Annotated in this window: 22 protein-coding genes and 3 pseudogenes; 15 read left to right on the plus strand and 10 right to left on the minus strand. The window is 62.2% G+C overall.

The features are described 5' to 3' along the window. The 4 genes and pseudogenes from IVB47_RS03760 to IVB47_RS03775 all read left to right on the plus strand — a co-directional run. Nucleotides 1-124: pseudogene (locus IVB47_RS03760) on the plus strand (NADH-quinone oxidoreductase subunit B); the annotation flags it as partial. Nucleotides 125-153: 29 nt separating this feature from the next. Then, nucleotides 154-1,023 carry an MBL fold metallo-hydrolase gene (locus IVB47_RS03765; RefSeq protein ID WP_247459950.1) on the plus strand — a complete coding sequence of 290 codons (870 nt, stop codon included), beginning with the start codon at nucleotides 154-156 and terminating at the stop codon, nucleotides 1,021-1,023. 73 nt (nucleotides 1,024-1,096) lie between these two features. Next, nucleotides 1,097-1,456 (plus strand): hypothetical protein, encoded by a 360-nt coding sequence (locus IVB47_RS03770; RefSeq protein WP_247459951.1) that lies wholly within the window; start codon nucleotides 1,097-1,099, stop codon nucleotides 1,454-1,456. Nucleotides 1,457-1,659: 203 nt separating this feature from the next. Further along, a pseudogene (locus IVB47_RS03775) lies at nucleotides 1,660-2,546 on the plus strand (manganese catalase family protein). 52 nt (nucleotides 2,547-2,598) lie between these two features. Here IVB47_RS03775 and IVB47_RS03780 read toward each other — a convergent pair. Next, complete coding sequence (locus IVB47_RS03780; protein WP_247459952.1) at nucleotides 2,599-2,835, minus strand: hypothetical protein; 237 nt, start codon at nucleotides 2,833-2,835, stop codon at nucleotides 2,599-2,601. Between the two features lie 26 nt (nucleotides 2,836-2,861). Further along, nucleotides 2,862-4,059 (minus strand): annotated as a pseudogene (locus IVB47_RS35370) (NADH-quinone oxidoreductase subunit D). 162 nt (nucleotides 4,060-4,221) lie between these two features. Here IVB47_RS35370 and IVB47_RS03795 point away from each other — a divergent pair. Continuing rightward, nucleotides 4,222-4,458: a DUF3551 domain-containing protein gene (locus IVB47_RS03795; RefSeq protein WP_247402501.1), complete on the plus strand. Its 237-nt coding sequence runs from the start codon at nucleotides 4,222-4,224 to the stop codon at nucleotides 4,456-4,458. 153 nt (nucleotides 4,459-4,611) lie between these two features. Here the strand turns inward: IVB47_RS03795 and IVB47_RS03800 are convergent, their stop codons facing one another. The 5 genes from IVB47_RS03800 to IVB47_RS03820 all read right to left on the minus strand — a co-directional run bounded on the left by IVB47_RS03800 (nucleotide 4,612) and on the right by IVB47_RS03820 (nucleotide 7,490). Continuing rightward, nucleotides 4,612-5,139, minus strand: a complete 528-nt coding sequence (locus IVB47_RS03800; RefSeq protein ID WP_247459954.1) for an SIR2 family protein — start codon at nucleotides 5,137-5,139, stop codon at nucleotides 4,612-4,614. 188 nt (nucleotides 5,140-5,327) lie between these two features. After that, nucleotides 5,328-5,471: a hypothetical protein gene (locus tag IVB47_RS03805; protein ID WP_247459956.1), complete on the minus strand. Its 144-nt coding sequence runs from the start codon at nucleotides 5,469-5,471 to the stop codon at nucleotides 5,328-5,330. Next, a complete protein-coding gene (locus tag IVB47_RS03810; protein ID WP_247459958.1) occupies nucleotides 5,472-5,945 on the minus strand; it encodes an NUDIX hydrolase in 474 nt (157 codons plus the stop codon). A gap of 74 nt (nucleotides 5,946-6,019) precedes the next feature. Further along, on the minus strand, nucleotides 6,020-6,805 hold the full coding sequence (locus tag IVB47_RS03815; RefSeq protein WP_247290829.1) for a succinate dehydrogenase iron-sulfur subunit: 786 nt from the start codon (nucleotides 6,803-6,805) through the stop codon (nucleotides 6,020-6,022). Between the two features lie 175 nt (nucleotides 6,806-6,980). Next, nucleotides 6,981-7,490, minus strand: coding sequence for a DUF2243 domain-containing protein (locus IVB47_RS03820; protein WP_247459960.1), 510 nt, complete (start codon nucleotides 7,488-7,490; stop codon nucleotides 6,981-6,983). A 226-nt stretch (nucleotides 7,491-7,716) separates the two neighbouring features. Here IVB47_RS03820 and IVB47_RS03825 point away from each other — a divergent pair, with 226 nt between their 5' ends. Both IVB47_RS03825 and IVB47_RS03830 read left to right on the plus strand, forming a co-directional pair. Beyond that, on the plus strand, nucleotides 7,717-8,196 hold the full coding sequence (locus IVB47_RS03825; RefSeq protein WP_247459963.1) for a DUF4142 domain-containing protein: 480 nt from the start codon (nucleotides 7,717-7,719) through the stop codon (nucleotides 8,194-8,196). A 147-nt stretch (nucleotides 8,197-8,343) separates the two neighbouring features. Continuing rightward, nucleotides 8,344-8,613, plus strand: coding sequence for a hypothetical protein (locus IVB47_RS03830; protein ID WP_247358961.1), 270 nt, complete (start codon nucleotides 8,344-8,346; stop codon nucleotides 8,611-8,613). A gap of 821 nt (nucleotides 8,614-9,434) precedes the next feature. Here IVB47_RS03830 and IVB47_RS03835 read toward each other — a convergent pair. Then, entirely contained in the window at nucleotides 9,435-9,608 is a 174-nt protein-coding gene (locus tag IVB47_RS03835) for a hypothetical protein (protein ID WP_247289218.1), read from the minus strand. A 149-nt stretch (nucleotides 9,609-9,757) separates the two neighbouring features. Here IVB47_RS03835 and IVB47_RS03840 point away from each other — a divergent pair, with 149 nt between their 5' ends. Continuing rightward, nucleotides 9,758-10,327, plus strand: coding sequence for a DUF1236 domain-containing protein (locus IVB47_RS03840; RefSeq protein WP_247460026.1), 570 nt, complete (start codon nucleotides 9,758-9,760; stop codon nucleotides 10,325-10,327). Nucleotides 10,328-10,368: 41 nt separating this feature from the next. Further along, nucleotides 10,369-10,557, plus strand: a complete 189-nt coding sequence (locus IVB47_RS03845) for a hypothetical protein (RefSeq protein ID WP_247459966.1) — start codon at nucleotides 10,369-10,371, stop codon at nucleotides 10,555-10,557. A 20-nt stretch (nucleotides 10,558-10,577) separates the two neighbouring features. Here the strand turns inward: IVB47_RS03845 and IVB47_RS03850 are convergent, their stop codons facing one another. Both IVB47_RS03850 and IVB47_RS03855 read right to left on the minus strand, forming a co-directional pair. After that, entirely contained in the window at nucleotides 10,578-11,045 is a 468-nt protein-coding gene (locus IVB47_RS03850; RefSeq protein ID WP_247459968.1) for a metallophosphoesterase family protein, read from the minus strand. 14 nt (nucleotides 11,046-11,059) lie between these two features. Beyond that, a complete protein-coding gene (locus IVB47_RS03855) occupies nucleotides 11,060-11,278 on the minus strand; it encodes a hypothetical protein (RefSeq protein ID WP_027570906.1) in 219 nt (72 codons plus the stop codon). Between the two features lie 131 nt (nucleotides 11,279-11,409). Between IVB47_RS03855 and IVB47_RS35400 the strand changes: the two genes are divergently transcribed. Genes IVB47_RS35400 through IVB47_RS03880 form a run of 6 tightly spaced genes read left to right on the plus strand, consistent with a single transcriptional unit; the run spans nucleotide 11,410 to nucleotide 16,438 of the window. Continuing rightward, nucleotides 11,410-11,532: a hypothetical protein gene (locus IVB47_RS35400; protein WP_018460395.1), complete on the plus strand. Its 123-nt coding sequence runs from the start codon at nucleotides 11,410-11,412 to the stop codon at nucleotides 11,530-11,532. A gap of 20 nt (nucleotides 11,533-11,552) precedes the next feature. Further along, complete coding sequence (coxB, locus tag IVB47_RS03860; protein WP_247358954.1) at nucleotides 11,553-12,656, plus strand: cytochrome c oxidase subunit II; 1,104 nt, start codon at nucleotides 11,553-11,555, stop codon at nucleotides 12,654-12,656. Nucleotides 12,657-12,658: 2 nt separating this feature from the next. After that, complete coding sequence (gene ctaD, locus IVB47_RS03865; protein WP_247436166.1) at nucleotides 12,659-14,566, plus strand: cytochrome c oxidase subunit I; 1,908 nt, start codon at nucleotides 12,659-12,661, stop codon at nucleotides 14,564-14,566. Then, nucleotides 14,563-15,162 carry a cytochrome c oxidase subunit 3 gene (locus IVB47_RS03870; RefSeq protein WP_247459971.1) on the plus strand — a complete coding sequence of 200 codons (600 nt, stop codon included), beginning with the start codon at nucleotides 14,563-14,565 and terminating at the stop codon, nucleotides 15,160-15,162. Before ctaD ends, IVB47_RS03870 begins: the two co-directional genes overlap by 4 nt. After that, complete coding sequence (locus IVB47_RS03875; RefSeq protein ID WP_247358951.1) at nucleotides 15,159-15,512, plus strand: hypothetical protein; 354 nt, start codon at nucleotides 15,159-15,161, stop codon at nucleotides 15,510-15,512. The genes IVB47_RS03870 and IVB47_RS03875 overlap by 4 nt, the downstream gene beginning before the upstream one ends. Further along, nucleotides 15,500-16,438 carry a cytochrome c oxidase assembly protein gene (locus IVB47_RS03880; RefSeq protein WP_247459973.1) on the plus strand — a complete coding sequence of 313 codons (939 nt, stop codon included), beginning with the start codon at nucleotides 15,500-15,502 and terminating at the stop codon, nucleotides 16,436-16,438. The genes IVB47_RS03875 and IVB47_RS03880 overlap by 13 nt, the downstream gene beginning before the upstream one ends. Nucleotides 16,439-16,453 lie beyond the last annotated feature (15 nt).

The raw sequence follows: 16,453 nt of genomic DNA on the forward strand, positions 1-16,453 counted from the left end.
CTGTGATCGCGTCGTGCCGGTCGACATCTACGTGCCCGGCTGCCCGCCGACCGCAGAGGCGCTGCTATACGGCGTGATGCTGCTTCAGAAGAAGATCCGGCGCATGGGTACGATTGAGCGCTAGAGAATTGATTACATCGGACCCGAATGAACATGACGCAGATCTCGCTTCCCTCTTCCGCCGACGCGGAGCACCCGCAATCCGACCTCGACCGCAACGACAGCACGCGGCAGATCGTCGCTGACGTCGCCTATCGTCAGCTTGCGATCGTCAACGTCATCTTCGTCGGTTTCGAGAACGCCGGCGACGGCAATTGGGTGCTGGTGGACGCCGGCATCCCCGGATCGGCTGGCGCCATCCGCTCTGCCGCCAAGGCCAGATTCGGAGGAAACGGCCGGCCCGCCTGCATCATCATGACGCATGGGCACTTCGATCACGTCGGCGTTCTCGAAACGCTGGCGAATGAATGGGAGGTGCCGGTCTATGCCCATGCGGCCGAGCATCCCTATCTTGACGGAAGCCAATCCTATCCGTCGGCCGATCCCAGCGTCGGTGGCGGGCTGCTCGCCCGGCTTTCTCCGCTCTTCCCGACAAGGCCGGTGAACGTCGGATCGCGCCTCTATGATCTTCCCTTTGATCATAGCGTACCCTTCATGCCGGAATGGCGGTGGATCCATACGCCCGGCCATACCCCAGGGCATATCTCGCTCTGGCGCGAACGCGATCGCGTGCTGATCGCCGGCGACGCCTTCATCACGACGCGGCAGGAATCCATTTACGCCGCGGTGACGCAAACACCGGAGATGCACGGGCCGCCGATGTATTTCACGCCCGATTGGGAAAGCGCGAAGACATCGGTGCGCGCACTTGCCGCGCTCGCTCCAGAGATCGTCGTCACCGGGCACGGCGCGGCCATGCAGGGGCCGCAGATGCGCGTGGCTCTCGATGCTCTCGCCGAACGGTTCGACGAAGTTGCCGTGCCTTCGCAATATCGACGCGGAGTCGTCGAGGACAGAGCTTGATCGCGCTGCACGGCTAGGAACGGTGGATGCTTCACATGATTGGTCCGACATCGAAACCTCAAGGAGAAGACAGATGCGTAAGACGATCCTGACGATCTTTACGGCAGCAATGCTTGCAGGCGCTTCAGTCGGCGCAGCGTTCGCGCAAGGTGCAGGCGGTGGCGCTGGTGGTGGCGCAGGCGGCGCCGGCGGTGGTGCGGGTGGCGCCGGAGGTGGCGCGGGCGGCGGCGCGGGCGCCGGGGCCGGCGGTGCTGGAGCTGGCGCTGGTGCTGGCGCTGGTGCTGGCGGTGCAGGAGCCGGCTCGGGCGGAGCCGGCGGCTCCGGTGGCGGCGGCATCACCCATGTCGAGCGGGGCGGACAAGGTGCTTCCAGTCCTCCCGGCATGCGCAACGAGACGACCCCACCGTCCAACGGCACCATGCCGCGGCGCTAACGGTTCGCGGTTCGCAATTTTCTAACGCGCGCTCCCTGCTGTTGCGCGCATGAGAGCGGCCTCGGCGAAATCCTCTCCTCGCCGGGGCCGCATCGCGTTCACGTCTCAATTTAATGGCTTTCAAAATAGTCGCTAGAAACTCCATAGGAACGCAACCCGGCAGCACTCATTGCGCAATAGCCTCAACACAAAAGGAGCTGCGCATGTACTACTTCGACAAACGACTGCAATATCCCGTCAAGGTCGAGAAGCCCGATCCCATCTTCGCCGCCAGCTGCAGCAAGCCATCGGCGGCGTCGAAGGCGAGATCCGCGTCTGCCTTCAGTATTTCTTCCAGGCCTGGGGCGCACGGGGGCCGGCTAAATATCGCGACGTCCTCCTCAATACCGCGACCGAAGAGATCAGCCACATCGAGATGCTCGCGACCGCGGTCGCGTTAAACCTCGAGAATGCGCCGGCAACGATGCAGGAGACCAGCCTGCAGGCCAATCCGGTCGTCGGCGCGGTAATGAACGGCGGCGAGCGGCCGCGGCACGTGATCGAGGGCATGCTGCACCGGCATCTGCTCTCGACCGGCATGGCTGCCTTCCCTGCCAATTGCGACGGCGTGCCGTTCGATTGTTCGCATGTCTATGCCAGCGGAAATCTGGCCGCCGACATGTATTGCAACGTTGCGGCTGAATCCACCGGCCGGACCCTCGCCGTGCGTCTGTTCAACTCCACCAGCGATCCCGGCATGCAGGACATGCTGAGCTACCTGATTGCGCGCGACACCATGCATCAACAGCAATGGCTCGCGGTGATCGAGGAGATGGGCGCGGACGCCGCCCTGCCGATTCCGAACAGCTTCGACCGCAGCAAGGAGGCGACCGAATTCAGCTACATGTTCATGGGCACCGAACGCAACGCCGCGCCGTTGCAGCCGGGGCGCTACTGCGAAGGTCCTTCGCTCGACGGGCAGGGGTCGTTCAGCTTCCGCGCCGGGTTCGAGCCTTTGGGCGAGGAGCCTGTGCTCGGACCGGCGCGGCCGGATAGCGGCGCACAGGTGGAGCAGATGAACGAGCCGCCGGTGACGAACGCGTTGGCCTGATTCTCGTGCAACGGCCGGGGTCGTCCGATGAAAGGGACGCCCTGGCCGACGTCTAGCGACGCCGAGCCACCAGAACGCCCAGCAGAAACGCCGCAAAGACCGCTTGCAGCGGCGCTGCCCTGGTCATCTTCTGCAGTTGGTCGGCCAATTGCGCCGAGGGCGCTTGGGAACGCGCATCGAGTCCTGTTCTTGTATCACCGTGCGGCGCGTGCGAGCCGCTCTGCGCGGTGAACTGATCGTCCACAAGACCCGACGCTTCGGTCATGGCGGAGCTTTCCCTGATATCCATGCTGATCCTCCAGTGCGGTTTTCCAGTCAGCGATCGACCTCGCCGAAGACAATGTCCAGCGACCCGAGGATCGCCGAGACGTCCGCGACCAAATGCCCCCTGCAGAGAAAAGTCCATCGCTTGCAGGTGGGCGAATCCCGGCGACCTGATCTTGCACTTCTAGGGACGGTTGGTCCCGTCCGCGATGAGGAACACACCGAACTCGTCCTTCGGTGCCTCGACGGCGACATAGACCTCGCCGGCGGGAATGTGGAAGCCCTCCGTCTAGAGCTTGAAGTAGTGAATCAGCGCCTCCATGGAACGCTTCATCTCGCCACGTCTCGGCGGCGCGACCTTGTTGTCCTGCACGAGCACCGGGCCCTGGCCGTCGGCCGACTTCAGCTTCTCGATGCATTGCTTCATGATACGCACGGATTGCCGCATCTCCTCCATGCGGATGAGATAGCGGTCGTAGCAGTCGCCGTTCCTGCCGACGGGGATGTCGAAGTCCATCTCGGCATAGCAGTCGTAGGGCTGTGCCTTTCGCAAGTCCCAGGCCGCGCCCGACCCCCGTACCAGCACGCCGGAGAAACCCCAGGCCCAGGCCTGATCGAGCGTCACCCGGCCTATATCGACGTTTCGGGCCTTGAATATGCGGTTGAGCGAGAGCAAACGATCCAGATCGTCGACGACGCGCAGGAACGGATCGCACCAGGCTTCGATATCGTCGATCAGTTTTGGTGGCAGATCCTGGTGCACGCCGCCGGGGCGATAATAGTTGGCATGCATCCAACTGCCGGACGCACGCTCGTAGAACACCATGAGCTTCTCGCGCTCTTCGAAGCCCCAAAGGGGGGGGCGTCAAGGCCCCCACGTCCATCGCTGCGTCGTGACGTTCAGAAGATGAGACAAGATGCGGCTGATCTCGTGATAGAGTACCCTGATCAGCTGCCCTCGCCGCGGAACTTCAAGCCCGATCAGTTTCTCTATCGCCAGGCAAAATGCGTGCTCCTGCGTCAAAGGAGCGACATAGTCGAGCCGGTCGAAATAGGGGATCGCCTGAAGATAGGTCTTGGCCTCGATCAATTTTTCGGTGCCCCGATGCAGAAGACCAATGTGCGGATCGACCCGTGCGACGACTTCGCCGTCAAGTTCGAGCACGAGCCTGAGCACGCCATGAGCGGCGGGATGCTGTGGACCGAAATTGATGGTGAAATTTCTAAGGCTGGGAGATTGGTCAGGCATACGGCTTCCGATCGAGGACATCCGTCACCTTAATCGCGATCGGCATCGAACGGCTTCACACAGGTTAACGATTCACGTCGAACCCGAGAAAAGGAGCCGTCAACGTTGCACTTTGGAACGCCGCTTCACGAGGGACGTTCAATGTTGAAATTGGAGATTTTCATGAAACATCGATTGCTCCTGGCTGCCGCGTCTCTCGCGCTCGTGGCGGGGATCGGCTCCCCAACGGCGGCCGTCGCACAAGACCGCTACTGCCTTCAGGGCCGCGTCTGGGGCTATCCGGGCAACTGCCAGTTCGCCAGTTACGCTCAGTGCATGGCGACTGCATCGGGAACGAACGCCTATTGCGGCGTCAATCCTCGCTATGCCTATGCCCGGCGATATAGGGGATATCGGTGACCAGTCCCGCTTGCGGACTGGCAATCGAGCCCCGTTCTGACCGATCCCGCCGCTGAGCCGAGCGCCCCATGGCAGCAGAGCAAATGCTCACGGCTATCGTGTTCGCCGGTGGTCTTGGTCTGGGCGCGCATCGTGGCGGCGCAGTTGAGGCACTCACTTCTTTCGGTCATTACGTTGGCGGATGTCCAGCAAGAACCGGGTAACACCATCATCCGGGCTGACGCCATCGGGCGGCGCGATGGTGGTGATGCCCCAGTTCGCCAATACCGCTTCCTGCACCGGATTGCGCTGCGTGACGAAAGCGAAGGACCTCGGTCGGTCCTGGCGGTGCCCGGACTCCTCCCAACTCTGCCAAATCCGGTGCAGCAGGAGCCGAATGTTGGGATCGGACAATGCTGTATCCGATGAAAAGCAACGTGCTTCCCAAGGCATCGGCGCGAAACCGATATCGAGTGGCGAGTCGAACGCGAGCCGGTTGAGGAAGTCGGTCTCGGTCAGGACGAGCGAGGCATCGTCGTCGAAGTCGCCATGGAATTTGATGATGTGTGTGACGCCGGAACGGGCGCCCGCAATATCCTTTGCGTTGCTGATCTTGGCGTAGGGCTTTTCCAGGACGTCGAAGGCTGTCTCGAGGTTGCGGTCGTAGTTCGTGGTGTAAATGGTCGGAAAATCGAGCTCCACGATCAGCTTGTGGAGCCGCGAGGCCGCGATCCTGTCCGGGTCGACGCGCCAGTTGCGGTCGAGCCAGCTGCGGAGCGGGCCAATTCCGCCGCGCTTAAGCCGGTAGTACTCAGCCAGCATCTGATAGCAGCCGTGCATTCCATCGATCACGTTGCGCTCAAGTCCAAGGTCATCCAGCAGGTGGTCGATCAGAGACTGCCAGACGGCAGGCCGACAGCCATCGAGATGCCGGCACCGACGAACAGGATGGCGCAGCGCCGCTTGATCGCAGCGGCCAGGACCTCATGAGGCGGTCGCTCCTCGAATGCGAATCCGGTCGGTTGCTGGTTCATCTACCTTGAATAGCTGGACGAGACGCGGGTTCCTGGGCCGTCGCCCAGCGGTAAGGAGGCGGTCTTCTCCGTCTGCGCCGCAAACCGGGCGATCAGACGCCGAAGCTGCGCCTTGTGTACCAGACGGTTCGCCTTCTTCGGCGACACCCAGATTGCTTCGCGCTCTCCCTTTTCCGGCCACCAGCGCTCCTGCCCGTGGACCCTCATGGGAAAGACGGCAACGTTCATGGTCCGCTTGCGATCACCCTTCCGTTTGCGATGCTTGAAGGACCCGAGCGCGCGCTTTGCGGTGACGCCAACAAGACCGGCCTCCTCGTATGCCTCGAGCGCAGCCGTACGATGCGGCTCGGTCTTGCGCATCGGCGACCCCTTCGGGACACTCCACCTGCCCTTACGCCTGGTCGTGATCAGCATCACGCGCAATTCGGAATTGTTCAGCGTGAACGGCAAAGCGGCGAATTGTTTCTTGCCCATCAGGCGCCTCCAGTTTGGTCGATAAGCCTACGCCGCAGCCATCGTTCCTTTCTGCGGGGAGCGTCCATCTCCGATCAGAACTTCCGTTCGACCATCTTGAGGCGCAATCCGGAAATCGCTTCGCCCGGATTCAAGCCCTTGGGACACGCCTTCGCGCAGTTGAGGATGGTGTGACAGCGATAGATCCTGAAGGGGTCTTCAAGCTTGTCGAGGCGCTCGCCTGTCGCTTCGTCGCGGCTGTCATTGACCCACCGCGCCGCCTGGATCAAAGCCGCTGGGCCCAGGAAACGCTCGGAATTCCACCAGTAGCTTGGACAAGACGTCGAGCAGCAGGCGCAGAGGATGCATTCGTACAGCCCGTCGAGCTTCGCCCGATCCTCATGGCTCTGCCGCCATTCCTTCTGCGGCGTGGGCGACACGGTCTGCAGCCAAGGCTCGATCAATGCAAGCTGGGCGTAGAAATTCGTCAGGTCGGGAACGAGGTCCTTGACCACGGGCTGATGCGGCAAGGGCAGCACGCGCAACGGCTCGCCGTTCGGGACGTCCTCACTCATGGATTTGGTGCAGGCGAGCGTGTTCTGGCCGGCAATATTCATCGAGCAGGAGCCGCACACGCCTTCGCGGCAGGACCGCCTGAACGTCAGTGTGGAGTCGATGTTGTTCTTGATCCAGATCAGGCCGTCCAGCACCATGGGCCCGCAATCGCTGATATCGACGAAGTAGGTGTCGAGCCGGGGATTGCGACCGTCGTCGGGATTCCAGCGATAGACCTGGAATTCGCGCAACGATTTGCTGTCCGGCTTGGGCCAGATCCTTCCCTTTTCGACGCGGGAGTGTTTCGGAAGCCTGAACTCGACCATGTTACCTCCGGGCGGACATGAGGCGTTGATAACTGCGCATCAATTGGGATTGAAGCAACGTAGTTGCAGGAGATCATCCAGCGACACACCAAACAGCACGATGCGAAAGGCCGGTGCTGTCGCGAGCAACAGCAGCAATATAAAAAGGGCGTAGACCAGAGCTGGCGGGGTCTCTCTAGCGAGCCTGTAGACTGCTTTCCGCATGTACCCTCGCTTGCGTGGCGGCGCGTGTCATGGCTGCGCCGATCACCAACATGGCCGCACCCCATAGCAGGAAGCCGATGTCCCAGAAGATACGCTGTTCGTCGGGCACGGTCTCATTCACCCGATGCAACTTGAATATCTCATGGTCCACCACGCCTTCAACCAGATTGAAGATGCCCCAACCGAGCAAGACCGCTCCGAGACACCGGCTGCCCGACAGGTGAATGTCGGACCTGCGCGCCCGTTGCCACAGCACATACAGGCCGAGCAGCACAAGCAGATAAGTCGCACTGTGGAAGATGCCGTCCCAGGTCGTATTGAGCTTGACGTTGTCGATGGAGTTGAGCGGGTACCAGCCGCTTAACATATGATGCCATTGCAGCAACTGATGAAACACGATGCCGTCAAAAAACCCGCCCAGGCCAAGCCCGAGAAGGACACCCGCGGAAATCGGGAAGCTGGATGAATTGCTGTCTTGCATGAATCTGCTCGTGCGTCGGTCGGCATCTGGATGATGGACAAACCCTCCTCCAGGTTGCCGTTCCTATGATCATGACACACTCCCCCTGCCAATAACCTGCGTTAACCTGCCTGCTCATCTCATGCCACCGAAGGCGCTCGGTGGAGCATCGCTCGGCTGCTTATGTGACGATAGGAACGTTCGAAACGGTCGCAGTGTCTTGTGAATCCAACATTGGAGATTCATCATGCTGAGAAGATCGTTTTTACTTGCGTTGGGCGGCCTCGGACTATCGATCTACGCTGCGCAATCCAAGCCAGTCCCACAGCGGGATTTTCGAACGGCCGACCTCATGGGTGGCGCGTTTGCGATGCAGACGAGTCAGCTCGCCCTGACGCGCACCGGCAATCCCGACATCGTCAACTTCGCCAATGCAGAGATCACCGAACAGGTCCAGGTCGCGAGCGCGCTCGGAGCAGCGCCGGGATCGGCACCGCTGCGGCCGGATCATGCCGCCCTGCTTCAGCGCCTTCAGGCCACACCGTCGGGTCCCTTCGACCGGATGTACGTGCAGGGGCAGATCCGCGGACACCGTGAATTGCTCGCGCTCAACAATTCGTATTTGCGATCCGGTGGCAACCCCAGCGAACAGCAGGTCGCACAGATGTCGCTGCCCATCATCCAGCGTCACCTTGCGATCCTGAGCAGTCTCAGGGAAGTCGACTAGAGGTTCACCCCAGCGACAAGGAGGTACAAATGGCAAGAAAGGTCGAGACGGACCGCCGTGAAGCACGGCAAAGGAAAAAGGGGAAACGGCGCGCAACGTCTCAAGCGCAAGCGGAAGTGGCAGCCGTAGCATTGGCGGTGGCCGCGCGTGACGGCCGCCGTCAAAGTTGCCGATGATCAAACTGTGAGGACCGAGATGGCGTATGCCCTGTTCAAGGATGACGAAAAACTGAGCCGGACATTTTCGACCAAAGAGGAAACGCTGAAGAGAGCCGAAGACGCTGATCTGGTCGAAAGCAGCGAGGGCGAGGGCAAGCCCAGGCTCGAGGACGACCTGAAGATCAAGCCCTGCTCGCCCGACCCCGAACCTCGAAGCGAGGATGACCTCGATTGGACGCCGGGAAGCCCGGCGTCCTGATCACCACTCTAGCAGCCTTTGCAGATGCTCTTGATCTTTCGATCGACGTGCGAATCCTGAGAGTTCTCGGAGCGTATTTCGGCATCGCCCGGCATCGACGGACCGGGTGTCGCAGTTCCGTCGATCCGTCCGCTGCTGGTGCCTCCTGCGGGATTGCCGGCCCGCCCGACAGTGGTCGATCCTTGCGGGCCGCTACCCGTTGATTGTGCCGTTCCAGCGGTGTTCGTGCCGGTAGCCGTCGTGCCGCGCGAAGCCGCGGCCGCGTCGGCTGGATTGACCAGGTTGGGCGATACATCCCCCGCCTGGTTTGTCGCTCCCGTCGACCCAAGACCTGTCGACCCAGGACTTGCAGACCCAAGACCTGCAGACCCAGGACCTGTCAACCCAGGACCTGCAGACCCAGGACCTGCAGACCCAAGGCTCGAAGCACCGCCGGCTGACCCGGGGCTTGTCGCACCGCCGGTGCCGCCGCTCGTGCTGCTCGCGCTTGCTCCGCCCGATCCTCCCGAACCGCCACCGCCGCCGCCCCCACCCCCGCCACTCTGCGCCGAGGCGGCCCCTATCGACGCGCTCGCCAGGAAGGCGATCAGCATCAAGCTCGAACTTGTCCTATGCATTGCTCAGCTCCTCTCACGATCATTATGCGTGTGATGTTGATCGCGCTCACCACCGCCTCACGAGACGTGTGATTTGCGGTCGTTGGTGGGCGTTCCGGGCGCAGGGCACTCAAGGTCGCGACCTCCCTTTTCAGGGTGCTTGCGATCCTGCCGCGAGGAGCCCGGACCACCAAAGCGTTCAGTGCCTGGGTTCTTGTGTGGCATTCATCGGTCCTGCTGGTAGCCTTGGTTTGTCGTGTTCTGTTTGATGTTGCCGTGACGTCCCTGGGTGTCGAAGTTCTCGCGGCCGGGCAGCTTTTCGTCCGTCTCGATCTTTGGATCAGATCCGGGTCCCTTGTCGCTGCGCTGCTCCGGCGGTACGGGGGGCATTTTGGTCATTGCATGCTCCTTGCTTCGGTCTCGCGACCTCATGCGCTGGCAATGAGATGCGGCGGCGGTCGTTCCTGATCGATGCCCATGCATGCCCGTAGGAACGAACGATTCCTGCGCGGGTTGACTCCGCAGTTCATACCGAAGGCTTTTTGTTCATGGTCAAGTATCTATCGCGTGAAACGGAGAAGGACGGCACCCGGAAGCTGATGATGGCAGGATCGGGAGTGGCCGCGGTCCTGTTTGTAGGTTTCATCGTCTGGTTCGCCGTGCCCCAGATGTTCGGGGCAACAGACTATCTGGGCCGCCCCTCCACAGGCGCCGACAAAGGTGCCCCTGCCACAACGGTCGGCACGGGAGTTCCCACGCAACGCGAAGCAGTCAGCAAAGCGGCCAAGGAAAACCCGGCTGGCAATGAAGACACGACCGGCGCCCGTGCGCGGGATGTGAAGCAGAGCGCCCAGCCGACTGGCCTCAACGATCAGCAACGCGAGCAGCTCCGCGCCACCATCTCATCGGCGCATGGCCCGACGATGGATCGCCCGAATTTCGAAATGATGATCGGTACGTCTGTGCCGCGCCAGACCGAGGTTGCCGATTTGCCGCCCGAAGTCACCCAAGTGCTGAACGGGTTCTGGGGCGATCAATATCTGATCGCCGGAAACGATCTCGTCATTGTCGATCAGCATTCGCGCCGCGTCGCGGCAATTATCGCTGGCGTACGCTGATCGCGTGCCGCCGCGTCGACAGACCATAAAGAGGACAACTTATGCCGAGAGCGAAAGCACCTGAAAACGACCCCAGAGAAACCCCGGTCGACGATCCGCGACAGCAGACTGATTTGCCAACCCACCGGCAGACGGACGAGCCTTGGCAGGGGAATCCCGAGAAGGAGCAGATCGACCCAAAGCGTCCCCCGATTGATCTGGAGCGGTGGCAAAAGTCGAATACTCACTAGCTGGCACGCACGCACGTCGTTCACGCGTCGAGCTCATGGATGGTGGGGCGCAGGTCGCCGCCCTCATCCATTTCGAGCGTTGCCAGCGTGATCGGCAGCTTGAAGCGCCTTGGACCGGCGCTTCCGGGATTCAGGAAAAGCACTCCGTTGATCGTGTTGACCTGCACCCGATGCGAATGTCCTGATATCACCACGTTCACATTGGTTGCCGCGGGGTCGATGGCGAGCGCCTTGAGATCGTGAAGGAGGTAGAAACAACGAGCGCCGAGGTGCACTGTTTCGGTTTCGGGATAGCGCTTCGCCCAACTGGCGACGTCGACGTTTCCCCTGATGGCGGTGACCGGTGCTATTCGGCAAAGCCTCTCCAGAACCTCCGGCGCGCCGATATCACCGGCGTGGAGGATATGCGACACCCCCGCAAGACGGCGTTCGGCCTCCGGCCTGAGAAGGCCGTGCGTATCCGAGATCACGCCGATCCTCAACGTCATGTCAGGCCAGGGCTTCAGTGCAGGACATCAAGGGGTACCTTCCCGATCTCCTCACCCTCTTGGTTCGTGACCAGGATGGAAAAATGACGATTTCTGAGTTCGGGACGCTCCGCAAGAAGTCTCCTGGCGATCTCCTCGGCAACATCCAGGGCCATGATGTCGTCGGGCAATTCAGCACCTCCCTCGTCTGCAACGGTCTTCGAATCGACCAGATCGAAATGATAGCGCGGCACGTGAACCCTCGAATTCGTCGCAGGAACGCGCGATCTCGAGCCTTCGTTCCGGCGCTCGCAGGTCAACTCCCGGCACGTCCGCAGGAACCCTCAGGGTCGTCGCGGCATTGCTGCGTTTTTGGAGCCGACACATGCTCGGAGAGTTGCGCGTGCTTGCCCAGCCGGGTGCGATCATCGCCAGTCTTGCCGTCCTGTTGCTGATGGCCGCGGGCGATGCGGCGATCGTGATCGCCGTGAAGGGCTGGCCGTTTTAGCCCGATGATCGATGTCGGACATGTCCTTCGTCGGCCAACCGTTCCGGTTGCGCATAGGAACCTTTGTAGGCCTGACCGGTTCCGCCTGTGAAGCGGAGTGCGACAAAACGTCAATGCAGGTCCGGGTGCAAAGGGTTCTGGTGTTGTGCATGACCTGGCCGCTTGCCGCGTGCGCGGGCCAGCAGTCGGCGCTCGACCCTCAAGGGCTACAGTCTGAGCAGATTCGTCACACGCTGTTTCTCTTCCTCATTGTCGCGGCGATCGTCTGGACTGCCGTCGTCATCGTTCTGGGTGTGGGGCTGTTGCGCCGAAAGCGCGCAGCCGATCAGCCGCTGGACCTCCACCAGCCCTTCGAACGACGCTCCGGGCGCGTCATCCTCGCGCTTGGGATTGCGACCACCGTCGTCGTGCTCGGCCTCTCCCTGGTCAGCTATGCCGGTCAGCGCACCGTCTTTGCCAAGGACGAGAAAACCCACACACTCAAGATCATCGGTCACCAATGGTGGTGGGAGGTCCGCTATGAGGCCGATAGTCCGCACCAGAGTTTCGTGACCGCCAACGAGATCCGGATCCCGACCGGGCAACCGGTTAAAGTCGAGCTGGAATCCGCCGACGTGATCCACAGCTTCTGGGTGCCCAGCCTGACCGGCAAGATGGACTTGATCCCCGGGCAGAAGAATGAGCTGCAATTTACGGCGAAGAACGCGGGCATCTATCGCGGTCAATGCGCCGAGTTCTGCGGGATCCAGCACGCCCACATGGCGTTCGCCGTGATCGCGATGTCCCCCGACGAGTTCGGCCGCTGGCGCGACCATGAAAACCAGAGCGCGAGTAACCCCGCGGATCAGCTCGGCAAGCAGGGCGAGGCTCTGTTCCGGGCGCGCGGATGCGCCTTGTGCCACAACATCAGCGGCACGCTGGCCGGCGGCCAGCTCGGCCCGGATCTCACGCATATCGGCAGCCGCACGACGATCGCTGCGGGAACGCTGCCGAATACTCCCGCGACGCTCGGCGCCTGGATCGCCGATCCCCAGCACATCAAGCCCGGCAATCTCATGCCGAAGATGCCGCTGCAATCGGACGAGCTGATCGCGATCATTCATTATCTGGAGCAGCTCAAGTGAGCATGGCCGCTGAACCAAATGAATTGCGGGACGACGTCCTGAACGGTCTGCAGCTTTCGACGCAGCTCGAGCGGGTGTGGCGCACGCCGTCCGGACTAACCGGCGCGCTGATGTCGGTCGACCACAAGGTGGTCGGCCGCCGTTACATCGTCACGGCGTTCGTATTCCTGCTCCTCGGCGGCATCCTTGCGGTCCTGATGCGCATTCAGCTGGCCGGGCCGGAGAAGACGTTTCTCTCGGCCGACAAGTACAATCAAGTCTTCACGATGCACGGCTCGACGATGATGTTCCTGTTCGCCGTGCCTGTCATGGAGGCGTTCGCCGTCTATCTGGTGCCGTTGATGGTCGGCACGCGGAACATCGCCTTTCCGCGCCTGAATGCCTTCAGCTATTGGATGTTTCTGTTCGGCGGCTGCTTCCTGTGGACCTCCTTCCTGTTCAACGTCGGCCCCGACGTCGGCTGGTTTTCCTACGTTCCCCTCTCCAGCCTGCAGTTCACACCGACCAAGCGCGCCGATGTCTGGGCGCAGATGATCACCTTTACCGAGGTTGCTGCGCTCGCGGTCGCCGTCGAGATCGTCGTGACCGTGTTCAAGCTCCGCGCGCCAGGGATGACGCTCGACCGCATTCCCCTGTTCGTCTGGGCCATGCTGGTGACGGCCTTCCTTGTGATGTTCGCAATGCCCTCGATCATGGTCGCATCGACGTCACTGATCCTGGATCGCCTCGTCAATACCCGCTTCTATGATTCCTCATCGGGCGGCCATCCCTTGCTCTGGCAGCATCTGTTCTGGTTCTTCGGCCATCCCGAGGTCTACATCATCTTCATCCCGGGCACGGGAATGGTTTCGGCGATCCTCGCGACGTTCGCGCGGCGGCCGGTGATCGGCTATCCCGTGGTGATCCTCTCCTTGATCGCGACCGGCTTCCTGTCGTTCGGCCTCTGGGTCCACCACATGTTCGTCACGGGCTTGCCCCAACTCGGTGCGGCCCTGTTCACGGCCTCCAGCATGCTGATCGCGGTGCCGAGCGGGCTGCAGATTTTCTGCTGGCTGGCAACGCTCTGGGACGGACGTCCGGTGTACCGGACGCCGCTGTTGTTCGTGATCGGCTTCATCGTGATCTTCGTGCTCGGCGGGTTGTCCGGCGTGATGGTCGCCTCGGTCCCGATCGATACCCAGGTGCACGACACCTATTTCGTCGTCGCCCACTTCCATTATGTTCTGATCGGCGGCGCCGTCTTCCCGCTGGTCGGCGCGGTCTACTACTGGTTTCCCAAGATCGCCGGCCGCATGCTGAGCGAAAGACTAGGGCGCTGGAATTTCTGGCTGGCCTTCATCGGCTTCAACGTCGCCTTCTTCCCGATGCACATTCTCGGGCTGATCGGAATGCCGCGCCGGGTCTATACCTACACCGCCGACATGGACTGGGCGCATCTGAACCTCGTGTCCAGCGGCGGTGCTCTCGTTTTCGCGTTTAGCTTCGCGCTGCTTCTGGCCAATGTGGTCTACAGCCTGCGCAAGGGCGCGCTTGCGGGCGACAACCCCTGGGATGCCTCGACGCTGGAATGGGCGACCTCGTCGCCGCCTCCGCCGCAGAATTTCGACCGCATTCCGGTCGTCAAGCACCGCGATCCGCTGTGGGCCGACAGCGAGAGCCTGCCAGTAGTCGCGGGTCTGAGCGCCGAGCGGCGCGAGGTCCTGCTGACCTCGCTTGCGGAAGCCGAGCCCCAGATCCGCGAGGCTTCGCCCGAGCCGAGTATCTGGCCGCTGCTTGCGGCGATCGCAACGACGATCTTCTTCATCGGATCGATCTTCACGCCCTGGGCGGTGCTCTGGGGCACGCCGCCGATGGCCGTGACTTTGATCGGCTGGTTCTGGCCAACCGGCAGCAAGGAGGACGAGGAGTGAGACAGACTATCGTCCGCGACGTCTCGGACCTGCCGACTTACGGCTACGGCCCGCGTAGTGGCCCGTGGTGGGGCGCCATGGGTTTCATGGCGCTCGAAGGCATGGGCTTTGCCATTGCCATCGGCGCCTACCTTTATCTCTACGCAGTCAACCCGACCTGGCCGATCGGAGCATCCCCGCCGGATCTCTGGCCGGGGACGGTCGAGACGGTGATTTATCTATTGAGCATCATTCCCAACGAGTTCACGAACCGCGCCGCACACCGACAGGATCTCGCGAAGGCGCGGATCGGCCTGATCGTGATGGCCTTGATCGGCATCGCGCTCCTGGTGCTGCGCGGCTTCGAGTTCGCGCATCTCAACACCCGCTGGGACAATTCAGCCTATGGCTCGATCGTATGGCTCATTCTGGGGCTGCACACGACCCACCTTGCCACGGATGTCGGCGACACGGTCGTGCTGGCGGTGTTGATGTTCACGCGCCATGCGAAACCGCGCCGGTTCAGCGACGTGACCGACAACGTGTTCTACTGGAACTTCGTCGTGCTCGCCTGGCTGCCGCTCTATGTCTTGCTCGATTGGGTACCACGCCTATGACCGCAGCCGAGGGACGTTCCAGACTGCTTTACTGGGCCGGCGTTGCGCTCGGGCCCATCGCGTGGGGGATCAATTTGCAGGGCATCTACGTGCTCGCGCACTTCGCCTGCGAACAGACCAGGATCAGCGGCGCGATCATGAGTGCGGCTCTGGCTGTCGTCGCCCTCGCGGGCACTGTCATTTCCGCCCGCGCGGTTCGACGCGGGGCGGGGGCTGAATGGACGGATGCGCAAGGCGGCGGGCCACGAACGTTCATGGCCTGGCTCGGCGTCGGCTCCGGCGTGCTGTTTGCGCTGGTGATCGCGAACCAGTTCGCCGCCTCGCTCATGATCAGCCCATGCCTGCGCTGAGCCTTGCAGCACTGCTGCTCGCGCTGTTCACGGCGCCGGCCGATGCGCATGGACTATCGGAGGTCGATCCCGGCTCGCTGTGGAGCTACGATCCCTGGCTGATGGCCCCGCTCTATGCCGTCGGTATCGCCTTCTATGTCGGAACGCAGCGGCTCTGGCATCATGCGGGCGGCGGCCGTGGCGTCAGCTTCCGCCAGGTCGCCGCATTCTGGACAGGATGGCTGGTGGCCGCGCTTGCCGTGACCTCGCCGCTGCACTGGCTCGGCGAGCGTCTGTTCACCGCACATATGGTCGAGCACGAACTGCTGATGGTGGTCGCGGCACCGCTGATGGCGTTTGCCCGGATCAATGGGCCGATGCTGTGGAGCCTGCCGGCCCGGCTTCGCCCGGCGGCGGGTCGAATGCTCAATCTGCCGATACTGGCGTGGCCGTGGCGGTTTGTGAGCCATCCCATGAGCGCGACCATCCTGCACGGCGCAGCGCTCTGGGTCTGGCACGCACCGCCGTTATATGCATGGGCGCTCGAGAATACGGCGATCCATCGTCTCCAGCACATCAGCTTCTTTGCGACCGCGCTGTTGTTCTGGTGGGTGCTGCTGCATGGCCGCGGTCAGGGCCGTAGCACACGAATTCGCGACGGCATCGCCGTCGCGTGCCTGTTCATCACGATTTTGCATTCGGGTGTGCTCGGGGCTCTGCTGACGGTGTCGCCGCGGCTGTGGATCCCCGGTCAAGGCGCCCTCGCCGGTGAATTCGGCCTCTCGGCACTCGAGGACCAGCAACTCGCCGGCATCCTGATGTGGGTGCCCATGGGCCTACTCTATACCGGCGCGGCGTTGTTCTTTGCTCACCGGTGGCTGACTGCGAACGGCGGCCATTCCCACCTGCCGCTCCCTTCAACATCCGGGCTGAGCGATACGGCATAGGAACCGCAACTTCTG

This window comes from Bradyrhizobium sp. 62, from assembly GCF_023073035.1.
Lineage (GTDB): Bacteria > Pseudomonadota > Alphaproteobacteria > Rhizobiales > Xanthobacteraceae > Bradyrhizobium.